This is a genomic window from Streptomyces sp. JLBJ103, from assembly GCF_058215575.1.
Window position 1 is genome coordinate 1,860,358 of record NZ_CM177089.1, and the last position, 14,365, is coordinate 1,874,722.

Here is a 14,365-nt window from a genome sequence, read left to right on the forward strand (position 1 = left end):
TCAGGGCGTGCTGAGCGTGGCGACCAGCACCGCCTTGATGGTGTGCATCCGGTTCTCCGCCTCGTCGAAGACGACGGAGTGCGCCGACTCGAAGACCTCCTCGGTGACCTCCAGCGAGGTCAGCCCGTGCCGCTCGTAGATCTCCCGGCCCACGTCGGTGCCCAGGTCGTGGTAGGCGGGGAGGCAGTGCAGGAACTTCACCGCGTCGTTCCCGGTCGCGCGCAGCACGTCCATCGTCACGGCGTACGGACCCAGCAGCGCTATCCGCTCGTCCCACACCTCCTTGGGCTCCCCCATCGACACCCACACATCGGTGGCGACGAAGTCCGCCCCGTGCACGCCCTCCTCGACGTCCTCGGTGAGTGAGACCCGGGCACCGGAGGCGGCGGCCAGCTGACGGGCCAGCTCCACGATGGTGTTGTCCGGCCAGAGCAGCCGGGGCGCCACGATCCGGACGTCCATGCCCAGCAGGGCGCCCGTGACGAGGTAGGAGTTGCCCATGTTGTAGCGGGCGTCGCCGAGGTAGGCGTAGCTGATCTCGTGGAGCGGCTTGTCGCTGTGCTCGCTCATGGTGAGCACATCGGCGAGCATCTGGGTGGGGTGCCACTCGTCGGTGAGGCCGTTGTAGACGGGCACCCCGGCGTGGGCGGCCAGCTCCTCGACCACACCCTGGCCATGGCCCCGGTACTCGATGGCGTCGAACATCCGGCCCAGCACCCGTGCCGTGTCCTTGACCGACTCCTTGTGCCCGATCTGCGAGCCGACCGGATCCAGATAGGTCGTCGAGGCGCCCTGGTCGGCGGCCGCGATCTCGAAGGCGCAGCGGGTGCGGGTCGAGGTCTTCTCGAAGATCAGGGCGATGTTCCTGCCCTGGAGCCGCCGCACCTCCGCGCCCGCGTGCTTGGCCGCCTTCAGTTCGGCGGCCAGGCCGACCAGCCGGCGGAACTCGTCGGCGGTGAAGTCCAGCTCCTTCAGAAAATGGCGGCCGGTGAGGTCAATCGCCATGGGGTGGGCTCCTCGGTCACGGTGGATCACGGCTGCGGCGGCGATACCGCGGCCAGGAACCATGGAAGCATATACGAAGGGCCGTATATATGCGGAGGGGGGTCTTCGTTGGTGCGATGCCAGGACAGGGCCTACCCGTCCACGGGGGCGCGCTCGACCGGACAGCTCATGCACCGCGGACCGCCGCGGCCCCGCCCCAGCTCACTGCCCGGGATGTCGATGACCTCGATCCCGCACTTGCGCAGGAAGGTGTTGGTCGTGGCGTTCCGCTCGTAGGCGACCACCACACCCGGCTCGACCGCGAGCACATTGCAGCCGTCGTCCCACTGCTCGCGCTCGGCCGCGTGGACGTCCTGGGTGGCGGTGAGCACCCGGATGGAATCCAGCCCGAGGGCGGCGGCTATCGCGCGGTGCATATGCTCCGGCGGATGGTCGGTGACCTTGAGCTCATGGCTGCCCGCACCCGGTTCGATGGTGTACGAGCGGAGCATCCCGAGCCCCGCGTACTGGGTGAAGGTGTCGCCGTCGACCATCGTCATCACGGTGTCGAGATGCATGAAGGCCCGCCCCTTGGGCATGTCCAGGGCCACGATGGTGCGGGCCGAACCGGCCGCGAACAGCCGGTGCGCGATCATCTCCACCGCCTGCGGGGTGGTCCGCTCGCTCATGCCGATCAGCACCGCGCCCTTGCCGATCACCAGCACATCGCCGCCCTCGATCGTGGAGGGGTAGGCCGCCTGTCCCTCCGACCAGACGTGGAAGTCCTCGTCGGCGAAGAGCGGGTGATGGCGGTAGACGGCCTCGTAGTGCACCGTCTCGTGCCAGCGGGCGGGCCAGCGCATCGCGTTGATCGAGACGCCGTCGTAGACCCATGCGGAGGCGTCCCGGGTGAAGAGGTGGTTCGGCAGCGGATTGACGAGGAAGTCGTCGGGCTCCATGGCGTGGAAACGGACGGAGACCGGCTCCGGGTACCGCGCCAGATACTCCCGCTTGGTCATCCCGCCGATCAGCGCCTCGGTGAGCTCGGGGGCGGTCAGCTCGTCGAAGGCGGCGCGCAGATGGTCGGTGACGAGCGGGCCGTACTCCTTCTCGTCGAAGACCCGGTCCAGCACCAGTGACCGCGCGGCCGGAACCGCGAGGCTCTCGGTGAGCAGATCACCGAAGAGATGGACCTCGACACCGCGGTCGCGCAGCACATCCGCGAACCCGTCGTGCTCCTGGCGGGCCCGACGCACCCACAGGACGTCGTCGAAGAGCAGAGCGTCCTTGTTGGACGGAGTGAGCCGCTTCAGCTCCAGATCGGGGCGGTGCAGGATGACACGGCGCAGCCGCCCGGCCTCGGAGTCCACATGGAATCCCATGCACCCATCTTCGCCGCTGCGGGCCCACGGTGAACGTCCCGCGACACACATATCTCCGATCTTGGCCGGTACCTGCCCCGGCCGACGGCGCCGTACGCGGGTCCGCCGCGGACCGCCCGGGGGCCGTCCGGGGGCCGGGGGCGGCCGGGCTCAGCCCGCGGCGAGCACCACGATCAGCACCAGCGCGACGGCGATGAAGCCCAGCAGGGCGGAAACCCACAGCTGGCCCGGTTGCAGATCGATCCGGCCGCCGTCGTCGTCCCCGCGCCGCGACCGCCACCGGCGCCGCCGCGCCTCCCGTCGGGTGGCCCGGCACGCCGCGTCCTCCAGCTCCCGGCACTCCTCGGCGACTCCGGCAAACAGCGCCTTCCAGCCCTTCTCGCCGAAGCCGGTGGGCTGCCGGGTGCCGATGACCCGGCGCACCACCTCGCGGCCCGCGCCGTCGCCCGCGCTCCACAGGCCGGGCAGGACACACACCATCAGCTCGGGCACGGCCCCGCGGTCCGCGTACGGGCGCACCAGACCCTCGTAGAGCATCAGCGCGTTCCGCACCCGCAGCCGGGTGTCCGGATCCGCGGCGGCTCCCCGTCCGGCCTCGCCCACCGCCGGACCGGCCGGGGCGTCGAGATAGAGATGGGCCAGCAGCACCTTCTCGCAGACCGCGTCCGCCAGCTCCGGCCCCCGCTCCGGCGCCCGGCGCACCAGCTCGACCACGATCCGGGTGACCCGCTCGGCGGGCAGCCCCTCGTCGAGCGTGCTCAGCAGAACGCCATCGTCGGCTTCGCGCAGCGCGACGGCCAGGGCGTCCCCGCCGTGGCGCAGCACCTCGCGCAGCCGGCGGGCGCCGGTCACCGAGAACCGGCGGGCGGGGGTACTGGGGTGCGCGGCGCCCCGCTCGCCGCCGTGCGTGCCGGGCGGCTGCCCGGTCTCCGTGTGGGCGCGGTGCCCGCTCTCCGTGCGGCCGCGGGTCTCCGTGTTCCGGGTCTCCGTGTGGGCGCGGTGCCCGGTCTCCTCCTCCGCACCGGTGGTGCGGTCCATCTCCTTCACCATCCCCGTTCCTTCCTTCACAGCGCTTCCAGCACCTCCCGTATCCGTGTGGCCGCCCGGACGTCGAGCGGCTCGTCACCGTCCTGCGCCAGCCGGGGCAGAAAGCCGCACAACACCGCCAGCTGCCGTTCGTCGCGGGCCGCCCGCCGGATCCAGCCGACGAGCGCGTCCTCGGCGGCACCGGCGGACCGGGCCCAGGTGAGCGCGGCCCGCAGCAGTTCGGACAGCTGGGGCGCGCAGCCGGGCCGGGCGGCCAGCAGCGCCGTGGCCAACGGCCAGGCGGTGTACGGCTCCAGCTCCGGCACCTCCCGCAGCCCCCACAGATGCGAGGTGCGGGTGGTGACCGCGCGCAGCGCCGTCAGCAGTGCCAGGTCGCGCCGGGGCCGCCGGGTGTCCCGCAGCCAGTGGGTGAGCCCGTCCAGTACCACTTCCGGCTCGGTACCGGCCAGCAGCCGCAGTACGCCGTAGGAGGTGGTGACGCCGCCGTCGGCGCAGGCGATCCGGCCGAGCTCGGCCAGGGACGCCGGGACCGAACCCGCCGCCAGGCCGTAGCCGTGGGCGAGCGCCGCCGTCTCGCGCTCGCGTTCGTCGTCGCCGCGTGCCCAGGCGCGCAGCAGGCCGTCCACGACGGGGCGCACCTCCGGGGCGCGGGCGGCCTCGGCGAGCGCGGTGGCGGCCGCCATCCGCTGCACCGGGCTGTCGGTGCGCACCAGCGGCAGCAGCAGCTCGGTCAGACCGTAGAGATAGTCGCGGGCGCACAGCACACCCGCGGCGACCGCGGCCCGCACCCACACCTGCGGGCGCGGGTCGTCGCACAGCGCGCGCAGCCAACGGGCCGTCGGGCCGCGGAGGTTGTGGTGGCCGTCCCACACCTCATACAGCACCGCGGGCGCCAGCCGCCGCCCCCGGAACCACACGGCGCGGACCGGTACGGACGCTTCCGCAAGGTCCTCCACGCCGTCCCCGCACACCGCGCGGGCCGTGGCGGGCGCGACCCCGGGGCGGGCGGTGAACAGCGGGCGACCCGGGGCGTGCTGGGGGTCGAGGGTGACAGCCAGCTCCCAGGTCAACAGCTCGGCGGCCTCCGCGGTGAGGCTGTACGCCGAGCCGTTGAAGACGGCGAGCGCGATCCGCAGTGCGGCGGCGCGCAGTTCGGGCAGGGCCGCCGGCAGGGTGTCCGCGCGGCCGGGCGCCGCGAACCACGCACGGGCCTGGCGCGGGGCGAACGACCGGCAGTGCGCCAGCAGCCGTTCATCGGACATCCCGCCCCGCGCGTGGGCGGCGAGATGACCCGCGAGCCGGGCCGCCTCGCCGGGGCGCAGCTCGTCCAGGCCGAGGGCCTCGGCCACCTCGGGCCGGGCGGCGGTGGTGCGGGCCAGCTCCAGCAGTTCGGCGGGGGCGTCGGCGAGCAGCTCGGCGAGATGGGCCTCGAGGACGTCGGCGGCGGCGGGCGGCTCATGGGGCAGTGCGTGACGGCGGTCGCCCAACAGCCGTTCGGCCACCGGTCCGCCGGGGATCAGGACAACGGCGAACGCCCCACACTCGACGACCCGGGCGCGCAGCCGGTCCAGCAGGGTGCCGGGCGGCATGGTGACGCTGGACACGACGGCCGCGGTGGGCAGTTCGAGGAGATAGCCGTGGCCGCGTTGCAGCTCCCGCACGGCGGAGGTACCGAGGAGGATTCCGGGGGCGAGGCGGGTGACACCGCCTCCGGCGAGCTCGGCGCGTTCGGCCAGGAGCGCGAGCCCGGTCCAGGCGCGGCCGGTGCCCGGTTCGCCGCACAACGCGAGAAGGCGGGTGCGCCGCAGCTGCTCACGCAAGCCCGGGTGGCCGGGGCCGGTGCGGTAGAGCCGGTGCAGCCGCGCCAACTCCTCGTGCGGAACGAGCCCTTCGGCGAGGGTGGAGCGGGCGTCGTCGGCGAGGAACGGCGCCGGACAGTCGGTGAGGTGCAGATGCGCACGGGCCTCGCGCGCGGTGCGGGCGCCGCCCGCCTCGCCCGCGCCGTTCAGCGGACCGCCCTTCGGGATGTCCAGCCGCCGTATGCCGGTGTTGTCCACCGTGACGTCGATGTTCTCGGTTCCGCTCATCGCCCGCCGTCCTTCGCCGCCGTGGCCCCCGTATGGCCGGGAGCGGGCCCGTTGTCGTCTCACCGGGCGCGGGAGCGCCGCGGCGCGGGGTACCGGACCTGCCAGGGCACCGGACCTGCCGGGGCACCGGACCTGCCGGGGCACCGGACCCCTGGGCGTCAGCCCTCCTGGGTGCCGGACCGTTTGGGCTCCGGGGCCCGAAGCGGGCGGCGGGACTCTCTCCCCCTGCCCGTCCCGCCGCCCCTCTCCGGTGCCGGGCGCTGGGCCGTGTGCACCCCCGTCGCACACGGTCCGGCTCCCCTGTGCGTGTCCAGCGTGCCCGGGGAGCGGTGCGGGGGCTGTAGCCGTTTACACAGTCGCGGAAACGGGCGGGGCGTACGCGCCCGCGCTCAATCGCGGGGGCGTGCCGGGATCTGCTCACCCGTCGCGCGCCCCTCGGCCAATAGCCGCAGCAGTCCGAGGTCCATCACCACGAAGCGGCGCGAGGCGGTCTGTACGACGCGCTGGTCGCGCAGCAGCCGCAGCGCCTTGGCCACCGCTTCCCGGGTCGAGCCCACCGCGGCGGCGATGTCGTGCTGCGGCAGCGGGAGATCGACGGTGATGGCGCCGCCGGGACCGGAGTGTCCGGTGCGCTCGGCGAGTTCGACCAGCCGGGCGGCGAGCCGCTGAAGCACCTTCTCGGAGGCCAGCGAGCGGCGCTCACCGTCGGAGCTGCGCAGCCGGGAACTGAACTGACGCATGATCAGCATGGTGGCCACCGGACGGGCGGCCAGATAGGCGCGGAACCGGTCGCCGGAGACCACGACCGCCTCCATCCGGCCGAGCGCGGTGACGGTGGCGCTGCGCGAGCCGTGGTCCACCGCGGCCTGGTCCCCGACGACTTCGCCCGCTCCGCGCAGCGCCAGGATCAGCCGGACGCCGCGCTCGGTCTCCACCGAGACGGTGGCCCAGCCGGAGGTGATGGCGACGACGAAGGTCGTGCGGTCGTGCTCGCGCAGCACGACCTGGGAAGGGTCGTAGACCCGGGGGCTGCCGAGGGCGAGCAGCGCACGCCGGTCGTCGGCGGGAAGCGCGTGGAGGAACGGCCGTCCGTCCTCGAAGAGACTCATCCGCCCTCCCCGCTCTGCTCGTTGGTCGTCACGCTCGCGGAGAACCGGTGGGATGGAGATCGGTGGAATGAAGAACGATGGGATGGAGAACGATGGGATCGAGCAGCACGCTAGGCAGCCGACACGGTCACGTCAATGGTCCGCGTCCGCGCCCGGGGCTCCGGGCGGCAGTACGCGGGGGCCGCCAGGGCCGCCGGAGCCCGCGGCGGGCGAGCTCCGGCGGTCTGGCCGGGCACCCGGGTGGCAAGGCCGGGCGCCCGGGTGGCAAGGCCGGGCGCCCCCATTGAAAAGGGACTCTAGAGGCGGGGGTCCACCGGCTCGGACTCCAGCGCAAGCACCGCGAAGACCGCCTCGTGGACGCGCCACAGCGGCTCACCGTCGGCCAGCCGGTCCAGCGCCTCGAGGCCGAGCGCGTACTCCCGCAGCGCCAGCGAGCGCTTGTGGCCGAGGTGGCGCACACGCAGCCGGTCCAGGTTCTCCGGACGGGTGTACTCCGGGCCGTAGATGATGCGCAGATACTCGCGGCCACGGCACTTGACGCCCGGCTGGACCAGTCGGCCGTCGCCCTTGCGCACAAAGCCCTGGAGCGGCTTGACGACCATGCCCTCGCCGCCCGCCGCCGTGAGGTCCAGCCACCACTGGACACCGGCGGCAATGGACGCGTCGTCCTCGGTGTCGACGACCAGACGGCGGGTGGGAGCGAGCAGCCGGTTCACATATTTCGGGACGTAGGCGCAGATGGAGTTGTTCGCGTCGGCGTCCAGCCCCTCAGCCTCGATCATCCGGTCGATCATCGCGAGCTGCTGGTCGTGCGGGAGCGCAGCGAGGCTGCGGCCCTGGACCGCCAGGATCTGGAACGGGGCCAGCCGGATGCCGTCCAGACCGTCCGTGCCCCGCGATCCGACGGTGCGGCGGCCCCTCGGTGCCTCCCGCTCCTCGCCCGGCCACCCGCGCTGCGGATCGCCGACCGGCCAGCAGTAGCGCCGATACGCCTCGGTGAACGCGGCCGCGTCCACCGCTCGTTCACGCTGCTTGCCGAGCAGGTCGGACACCTCGACACCGCGCGCCGCCGCGTTCTCCAGCGCGGTGAGCACACCGGGGAGAACGGCGCGCGAGGCGGCGCCGACCGCCGCGTACTGGTTGCGCAGCAGCCCCTTGGCCTTGAGGGACCACGGCATCAGCTCGGCGTCCAACAGCAGCCAGTCGGTGTCCAGCTCCTGCCAGAGACCGGCGCTGTCGATGGCGCGGCTCAGCCGTCGCAGGATCTTCCCGGTCAGCCGCGGGTCGTCGAAGAACGGCCGCCCGGTGCGGGTGTACACCATGCCGGACACCCCGTCCGGCGCGTCGAAACGCTTCCGTGCGACCTCCTCGTCACGGCAGACCAGGGCCACCGCGCGGGAGCCCATGTGCTTCTCCTCGCAGATCACCTCGCGCACCCCGTCGGCGCGGTAGGCGGCGAACGCCTCTGCCGGGTGCTCGAGATAGCCGTCCTCCGAGGAGGTGGCGCACGGCGCCATGGTGGGCGGGAGATAACCGAGCAATCGCGGGTCGACCGCGAAGCGGCTCATGACCTCCAGCGCCGCCGCGGCGTTCTCCTCCTTCACCGCGATCCGGCCCATGTGCCGGGTCTCCACCACCCGGCGGCCCTGCACATCGCCCAGGTCCAGCGGACGGCCCTCGGCGCCGCCGGGGGCCTCGTTGGTCAGCGGCTTGACCGGCTCGTACCAGATCCGCTCGGCCGGGACGTCCACCAGCTCCCGCTCCGGCCAGCGCAGCGCGGTCATCCGGCCGCCGAAGACACAGCCGGTGTCCAGGCAGATGGTGTTGTTGAGCCAGGAGGCCACGGGGGTCGGGGTGTGGCCGTAGACGACGGCGGCGCGGCCCCGGTAGTCCTGGGCCCAGGGGTAACGCACCGGCAGACCGAACTCATCGGTCTCACCGGTGGTGTCCCCGTACAGCGCATGCGAGCGGACCCGGCCCGAGGTGCGGCCGTGGTACTTCTCGGGCAGCCCGGCGTGGCACACCACCAGCGCCCCGCCGTCCAGTACGTAGTGACTGACCAGCGACTCGATGAAGACCCGGACGCGGTCGCCGAACTCCGGGTCCTCCGTGTGCTCCCGCTCCAGCTGCTCCACGGTCTCGGCAAGGCCGTAGGTGACCTGGACCTTGCGGCCCTTGAGATAGCGGCCGAGCTTGTTCTCGTGGTTGCCGGGGACGCACAGCGCCGCGCCGGAGGCCACCATCCCCATCACCAGGCGCAACACCCCCGGGCTGTCGGGCCCGCGGTCGACGAGGTCGCCGACGAAGACCGCGGTACGGCCCTCGGGGTGGGTGGCGTCGACCGGGCGACCGCGCTCGTCACGGCGCAGGGCGTAGCCCAGCTTGCCGAGCAGAGTCTCCAGCTCGGAACGGCAGCCGTGGATGTCACCGATGATGTCGAACGGACCGGTGAGGTGGCGCAGATCGTTGTAGCGGCGCTCGGTGGTGATCTCGGCGGCCTCGACCTCTTCGGGGCCGCGCAGGATGTGCACCTTGCGGAAGCCCTCGCGCTCCAGGGACTTCAGGGAGCGGCGCAGCTCACGCCGCTGGCGCGGAATGACATGGGCGGGCATCTCCGCGCGGTCGGGCCGCGCCGCGTTGCGCCGGGCGCATTCGCCCTCGGGCATGTCGAGGACGATGGCGACGGGGAGGACGTCGTACTCGCGCGCGAGTCTGATGAGGCTGCGACGGGCCTCGGACTGGACGTTGGTGGCGTCCACGACGGTCAGCCGCCCGGCCGCCAGCCGCTTGCCCGCGATGTAGTGGAGCAGGTCGAAGGCGTCGGGGGTGGCGCTCTGGTCGTTCTCGTCGTCGGCGACCAGCCCGCGGCAGACGTCGGAGGAGACGACCTGGGTGGGCAGGAAGTGGCGCCGGGCGAACGTGGACTTGCCGGAGCCGGTGGTACCGACGAGGACCACGAGGGACAGGTCGGGCACGGCGAGGCTGCGCTTGACGGTGGTGACGTCGGCGTCGGTCATGCGGCCGCCTCCTTCGCGGTCGTGGTGCTGGTGGTCTCGGTGGTGCTGTGGTCGGTGCGCTGTTCGTCGGTGCTCGTGCGGTCGGTCTTCGTGCCGTCGGCGCCGAGGCGGAACAGGGCGAGCTGGGTGGGCGGTCCCACCTCGGGGTCGTCGGGGCCGACGGGACGGAACTCCACGGTGTAGCCGTGGCGTTCCGCGACCTCGTGGGCCCAGCTCCGGAACTCCTCCCGGGTCCACTCGAAGCGGTGGTCGGGGTGGCGCGACTTCCCGGCGGGCAGGGTCTCCCAGCGCACGTTGTACTCCACGTTGGGCGTGGTCACCAGGACGGCCCGGGGCCGCGCGGCACCGAACACGGCGTACTCCAGGGCGGGCAGTCGCGGCGGATCCACATGCTCGATCACCTCGCAGAGCACCGCGGCGTCATAGCCACGCAGCCTGCCGTCGGTGTATGCGAGCGAACCCTGCATCAGTTTCAGCCGGGCCGACTGCCGTTCGGACATCCGGTCCAGCCGCAGCCGCCGCGCCGCCTCGTTCAGCGCGCGCATCGAGACATCGACACCGACGATCTCGGTGAACCGTGCGTCCTTCAGCAGAGCGGCCAGCAACTGGCCCTGGCCACAGCCGAGATCGAGCACCCGGGCGGACTCGGTCCCGTGCAGGGCGTCGAGGATCGCCTCGCGCCGCTGTACGGCCAGCGGCACCGGCTTCCCGGCGGCCTCCGCCGTCTCCCCGCTCACACCTCCTGCGGTCTTCTGTGTCCCCTCCTCCTCTTCCACGGACTCGGCCACGGACTCGCCCGCTGACTCGCCCGTGGACTCGCCCTCGAACTCGGCCGTTGACTCGGCCACCGCGTTGTCGATCTCCTCCACCTCGGTGTCATCCGCCTCGGCGAGCCGGGCCAGCTCCAGCCGCTCCAGCGCGGTGCGCGTCAGCGACCAGCGGCGGGTCAGATAGCGGCTGGTGATCAGCCGCTGCTCGGGGTGGCCCTCCAGCCAGCCCTCGCCGGACCGCAGCAGCTTGTCCACCTCGTCCGGGGCGACCCAGTAGTGCTTGGCGTCGTCCAGCACCGGCAGCAGCACATACAGATGGCGCAGCGCGTCGGCCAGCCGCTGTTCGCCCTCCAGCACCAACCGGACATACCGGGAGTCGCCCCACTCCGGGAACTCCTCGTCCAGCGCCACCGGTTCGGCCGTCACCGCCCACCCCAGCGGCGCGAACAGCCGCTGGACCAGCTCGGCTCCCCCGCGGGCGGGCAGCGCGGGCACCTCGATCCGCAGCGGCAGCGGCCGCTCCGGCAGCTCGGGCCGCGCCTTGCACTGCCCCCGCAGTGCGCTGGAGAAGACACTGCTCAGTGCCACCGCCAGCAGCGAGGAGGCGGCATACGGACGGTCGTTGACGTACTGCGCCAGCGCGGAGTCGGGCGCTCCGCCCCGGCCCTTGCCCCGGCCCCGCCGCACCAGCGCCACGGGATCCACCTCCAGCATCAGCGCCGCGGTGCAGCGCTGGGCGGTCGCCTCGGGGTAGAGGACATGCGCCGTGCCATGGGAGGTGGAGAACCGCTGCGCCTTGTCGGGATGCTTGTGCAGCAGAAACCCGAGGTCGGTCGCGGGGCTCTCGTCAGTGCCGGTGGTGGTTATTGTCAAGAACACCCGTCCGAGTATCACCGCGCGACGGGCGGGCTGCTAATGGTTTCTCAGCAAAACGGCCACGGCTCCCACCCCATGGTCCTCAACCCGGCGGCCCCGCACCGCGCCCAACTCGGCATACATGCGCGCCCCCCACGGCGCTCAACTCGGCCGTCACCGCTCACCCAGCACGGCGCTCAACTCGGCGATCCGGTCCGGTCCCACCCGGCAGCAGCCCCCGATGAGCCTCGCCCCGGCCTCCCGCCATGCCCGCACCCGGGCCGCGCCGAACGTCGGCCGTCCCTGCCAGCCACGCGCTCCGGCATCCCACTCCTCTCCGCTGTTCGGATAGACCACCACCGGCTTTCCGGTGGTGTCGGCCGCGATCTCCACGGCCCGGTCGGCGTCCTCCGGTGCACAGCAGTTGACGCCAACAGCGATCACTTGGTCATTCCCGGCGGCCAGGGCGAACGCCTCGCCCAGAGGCTGTCCGGCCCGGGTGGCTTCCCCGGCGATGGTGTACGACAGCCAGACCGGCACTCCGCACCCCTCGGCGGCCCGCAGCAGCGCCCCTGCCTCGTCCAGGTCCGGCACGGTCTCCAGCGCCAGCACATCCGGTCCGGCCCCGGCCAGCGCCTCGATCCGGGGCCGGTGGAACCGCTCCAGCTCCTCCACTCCCAGCCCATAGCGCCCGCGATACTCACTGCCGTCCGCCAGCATCGCGCCGTACGGGCCGACGGACGCGGCCACCCACACCGGACCGGCCCCCGGGGCACCGGCTGGACCCGACCCCCCACCGCCCGCCCGCTCGGCCGCGCTCCGGGCCAGTCGCACACTGCGCCGCAGCAGCTCCGTCGTTTCTTCCCGGCTCACCCCCCTGCGCGCGAACCCCTCGTAAGTCGCCTGATAGCTACTGGTGATCAGCACCTGTGCGCCCGCCCGCGCATAGGCCAGATGTGCGGCCTCGACCTGCCCGGGGTCGTCGGCGAGCAGCCGGGCCGACCAGAGGTCGTTGGACAGATCGCAGCCCTGCGCCTCCAGCTGGTTGGACAGCCCACCGTCGAGGATCAGCGGTGTGCGGCCTTCCAGTGCGGCGGCGAAGGTGGTCGAACGAGCGGACATCACAGGTGCTCCTGGTGGTGCGGTCGGCCGGTCGGCCGGACAGCGGGGTTGGCCGGTCGGCCGGTCAGCCCAGCTGGGCCTGGACCTGGGAGGAGATCAGCTCCAGGTGGTCGATGTCGTCAAGGTCCAGGATCTGGAGGTAGATCCGGGACGCTCCGGCCTCCGCATAGCGGCCGATCTTGTCGACGACCTCGGCCGGGGAGCCCGCCAGACCGTTCGCCTTCAGCTCCTCGACCTCCCGGCCGATCGCCCCGGCCCGCCGCGCGACCTCGGCGTCGTCCTTGCCGACGCAGGCCACCAGCGCATTGGAGTACACCAGGTCGTCCCCCTTGCGGCCGGCGGCCTCGGCCGCCTCCCGCACCCGCCCGAACTGCCGCACGCTGTCCTCGACCGAGGCGAAGGGGATATTGAACTCATCTGCGAACCGGGCGGCCAGCCGCGGGGTGCGGGTGGCCCCATGACCACCGATCAGCACCGGCGGCCTGTTCCGGGCGGGCTTGGGCAGCGCGGGTGAGTCGACCAGCTGGTAGTGGGCTCCGTCGTAGCTGAAGGTCTCGCCGACCGGTGTCTCCCACAGACCGGTGACGATCTCCAGCTGCTCTTCCAGCCGGGCGAACTTGTCCTTCGGGAACGGGATCCCGTAGGCCCGGTGCTCCTCCTCGAACCAGCCCGTGCCCAGCCCCAGCTCGACCCGCCCGCCGGACATCTGGTCGACCTGCGCCACCTGGATCGCGAGCACGCCCGGCAGCCGGAAGGTGGCGGCGGTCATCAGGGTGCCGAGCCGGATCCGCCGGGTCTCTCGGGCCAGCCCGGCCAGGGTGATCCACGCGTCGGACGGGCCCGGCAGCCCATCGACATCGCCCATATGCAGATAGTGGTCCGAGCGGAAGAAGGCGTCGAAGCCCAGGGCTTCGGTGGCCTTGGCGACGGTCAGCAGGGTGTCGTAGGTCGCCCCCTGCTGGGGCTCGGTGAAGATGCGGAGATCCATGCGCTCCATCCTGCCTCGTCATGCCGCGCCGCCCCACTCTCCACCCCATTCCCGCACCGTGAGGTGCCTGAGCATGCCGTGCACCCGGTCCCTGGCCTCGTCGGCCGCGTCGATCGCCTCCACGCACTGCCAGTACAGCGCCTCCTCCTCGGTGCTGGAGGCCACTCCGACCAAGGCGAACCCCGCCTCCGCGAGCAGATCCCCCAGCGCGAGCAGCACCGCTTTGGGATCCCTCACTTCCGACAGCTGCGCGGCCCGTAAACCGCCGCTGTGCAGCGCGGGGTGGTGCAACGCGGGGTGGAAGAGGGCTCCCCGCGCCCTGCCGCCCGCCTCGCACAGCCCTCGCGCCTCGGCCCGTGCCGCCGCCGGGCCGCTGACCACGAAATATCCGCCGACCGCTTCTGCCAGTGCCTGGACCTGCCAGGCTTCGGCCACGATGTCGTGCACGCTCCCGGCCTTGGCCAGGGCGTGCCGCGTGACACCGATCAGCCGCATCGCGTCCATGCCCCGTTCCCCTCTCAACGGACTTCTCGCACCCGTCACTCCTCCACTACCCAGAGTGATAACTAACAGGCCGAAAAGCTAGGGGAATTCAGGAATCTGTTGACAACAGTTGCGTTGTGGATAACCTGCTCACTACTGAGAGTGATGAACGGGGCCTGTGGGGGCCGTCGTCGGGAACCTCGCCTCATTGCGGTCGATCTTCGCGGAGAGCGCGTTGAGCGCGTCGATCCCCAACACCTCGCAGAACTGGAGCAGATAGGCCAGCACATCGGCGACCTCGTCCTCGACCCGGGCCGCCTGCCCCGCGTCCGCCATCACCCGTGCCGACTGCTCCGGCGTCAGCCACTGGAAGATCTCCACCAGCTCCGACGCCTCGACGCTCAGCGCCGCCGCGAGGTTCTTGGGGGTGTGGTACTGCTGCCAGTCGCGCGCCGCCGCGAAGGCGGCCAGCCTGCGCTGCAACCCCGCCACATCGAGGCCGTCGGATCGATCCCCACGCT

The 14,365-nt window shown here is 72.4% G+C and carries 11 protein-coding genes; all 11 read right to left on the bottom strand.

What is annotated here, in order from left to right:
* Positions 1-1,005 carry an ornithine carbamoyltransferase gene (argF, locus tag AC4BEG_RS07975; protein WP_490705204.1) on the bottom strand — a complete coding sequence of 335 codons (1,005 nt, stop codon included), beginning with the start codon at positions 1,003-1,005 and terminating at the stop codon, positions 1-3.
* 131 nt (positions 1,006-1,136) lie between these two features.
* On the bottom strand, positions 1,137-2,366 hold the full coding sequence (locus AC4BEG_RS07980) for an arginine deiminase (protein WP_490705205.1): 1,230 nt from the start codon (positions 2,364-2,366) through the stop codon (positions 1,137-1,139).
* Positions 2,367-2,516: 150 nt separating this feature from the next.
* Complete coding sequence (locus AC4BEG_RS07985) at positions 2,517-3,416, bottom strand: hypothetical protein (protein ID WP_490705206.1); 900 nt, start codon at positions 3,414-3,416, stop codon at positions 2,517-2,519.
* Positions 3,417-3,430: 14 nt separating this feature from the next.
* Complete coding sequence (locus AC4BEG_RS07990; protein WP_490705207.1) at positions 3,431-5,500, bottom strand: hypothetical protein; 2,070 nt, start codon at positions 5,498-5,500, stop codon at positions 3,431-3,433.
* A 389-nt stretch (positions 5,501-5,889) separates the two neighbouring features.
* Complete coding sequence (locus AC4BEG_RS07995; protein WP_201878643.1) at positions 5,890-6,609, bottom strand: Crp/Fnr family transcriptional regulator; 720 nt, start codon at positions 6,607-6,609, stop codon at positions 5,890-5,892.
* 296 nt (positions 6,610-6,905) lie between these two features.
* Positions 6,906-9,626 carry a polynucleotide kinase-phosphatase gene (locus AC4BEG_RS08000; RefSeq protein WP_490705208.1) on the bottom strand — a complete coding sequence of 907 codons (2,721 nt, stop codon included), beginning with the start codon at positions 9,624-9,626 and terminating at the stop codon, positions 6,906-6,908.
* On the bottom strand, positions 9,623-11,275 hold the full coding sequence (locus tag AC4BEG_RS08005; RefSeq protein WP_490705209.1) for a 3' terminal RNA ribose 2'-O-methyltransferase Hen1: 1,653 nt from the start codon (positions 11,273-11,275) through the stop codon (positions 9,623-9,625). Before AC4BEG_RS08005 ends, AC4BEG_RS08000 begins: the two co-directional genes overlap by 4 nt.
* Positions 11,276-11,425: 150 nt before the next feature.
* The gene (mmuM, locus tag AC4BEG_RS08010; protein ID WP_490705210.1) at positions 11,426-12,373 is read right to left on the bottom strand and encodes a homocysteine S-methyltransferase; all 948 of its coding nucleotides are present in this window, start codon (positions 12,371-12,373) and stop codon (positions 11,426-11,428) included.
* Positions 12,374-12,437: 64 nt separating this feature from the next.
* The gene (locus AC4BEG_RS08015) at positions 12,438-13,361 is read right to left on the bottom strand and encodes an LLM class F420-dependent oxidoreductase (RefSeq protein WP_490705211.1); all 924 of its coding nucleotides are present in this window, start codon (positions 13,359-13,361) and stop codon (positions 12,438-12,440) included.
* A gap of 18 nt (positions 13,362-13,379) precedes the next feature.
* Positions 13,380-13,865 carry a DUF6099 family protein gene (locus AC4BEG_RS08020; RefSeq protein WP_201878617.1) on the bottom strand — a complete coding sequence of 162 codons (486 nt, stop codon included), beginning with the start codon at positions 13,863-13,865 and terminating at the stop codon, positions 13,380-13,382.
* 132 nt (positions 13,866-13,997) lie between these two features.
* Complete coding sequence (locus AC4BEG_RS08025) at positions 13,998-14,336, bottom strand: nucleotide pyrophosphohydrolase (protein WP_490705212.1); 339 nt, start codon at positions 14,334-14,336, stop codon at positions 13,998-14,000.
* Between the last annotated feature and the right edge of the window lie 29 nt (positions 14,337-14,365).

Coding starts and splice junctions, on each gene's coding strand:
- argF (WP_490705204.1), bottom strand. CDS start 1,005: ATGGCGATTGACCTCACCGGCCGCCATTTTCTGAAGGAGCTGGACTTC.
- AC4BEG_RS07980 (WP_490705205.1), bottom strand. CDS start 2,366: ATGGGATTCCATGTGGACTCCGAGGCCGGGCGGCTGCGCCGTGTCATC.
- AC4BEG_RS07985 (WP_490705206.1), bottom strand. CDS start 3,416: ATGGTGAAGGAGATGGACCGCACCACCGGTGCGGAGGAGGAGACCGGG.
- AC4BEG_RS07990 (WP_490705207.1), bottom strand. CDS start 5,500: ATGAGCGGAACCGAGAACATCGACGTCACGGTGGACAACACCGGCATA.
- AC4BEG_RS07995 (WP_201878643.1), bottom strand. CDS start 6,609: ATGAGTCTCTTCGAGGACGGACGGCCGTTCCTCCACGCGCTTCCCGCC.
- AC4BEG_RS08000 (WP_490705208.1), bottom strand. CDS start 9,626: ATGACCGACGCCGACGTCACCACCGTCAAGCGCAGCCTCGCCGTGCCC.
- mmuM (WP_490705210.1), bottom strand. CDS start 12,373: ATGTCCGCTCGTTCGACCACCTTCGCCGCCGCACTGGAAGGCCGCACA.
- AC4BEG_RS08015 (WP_490705211.1), bottom strand. CDS start 13,361: ATGGATCTCCGCATCTTCACCGAGCCCCAGCAGGGGGCGACCTACGAC.
- AC4BEG_RS08020 (WP_201878617.1), bottom strand. CDS start 13,865: ATGGACGCGATGCGGCTGATCGGTGTCACGCGGCACGCCCTGGCCAAG.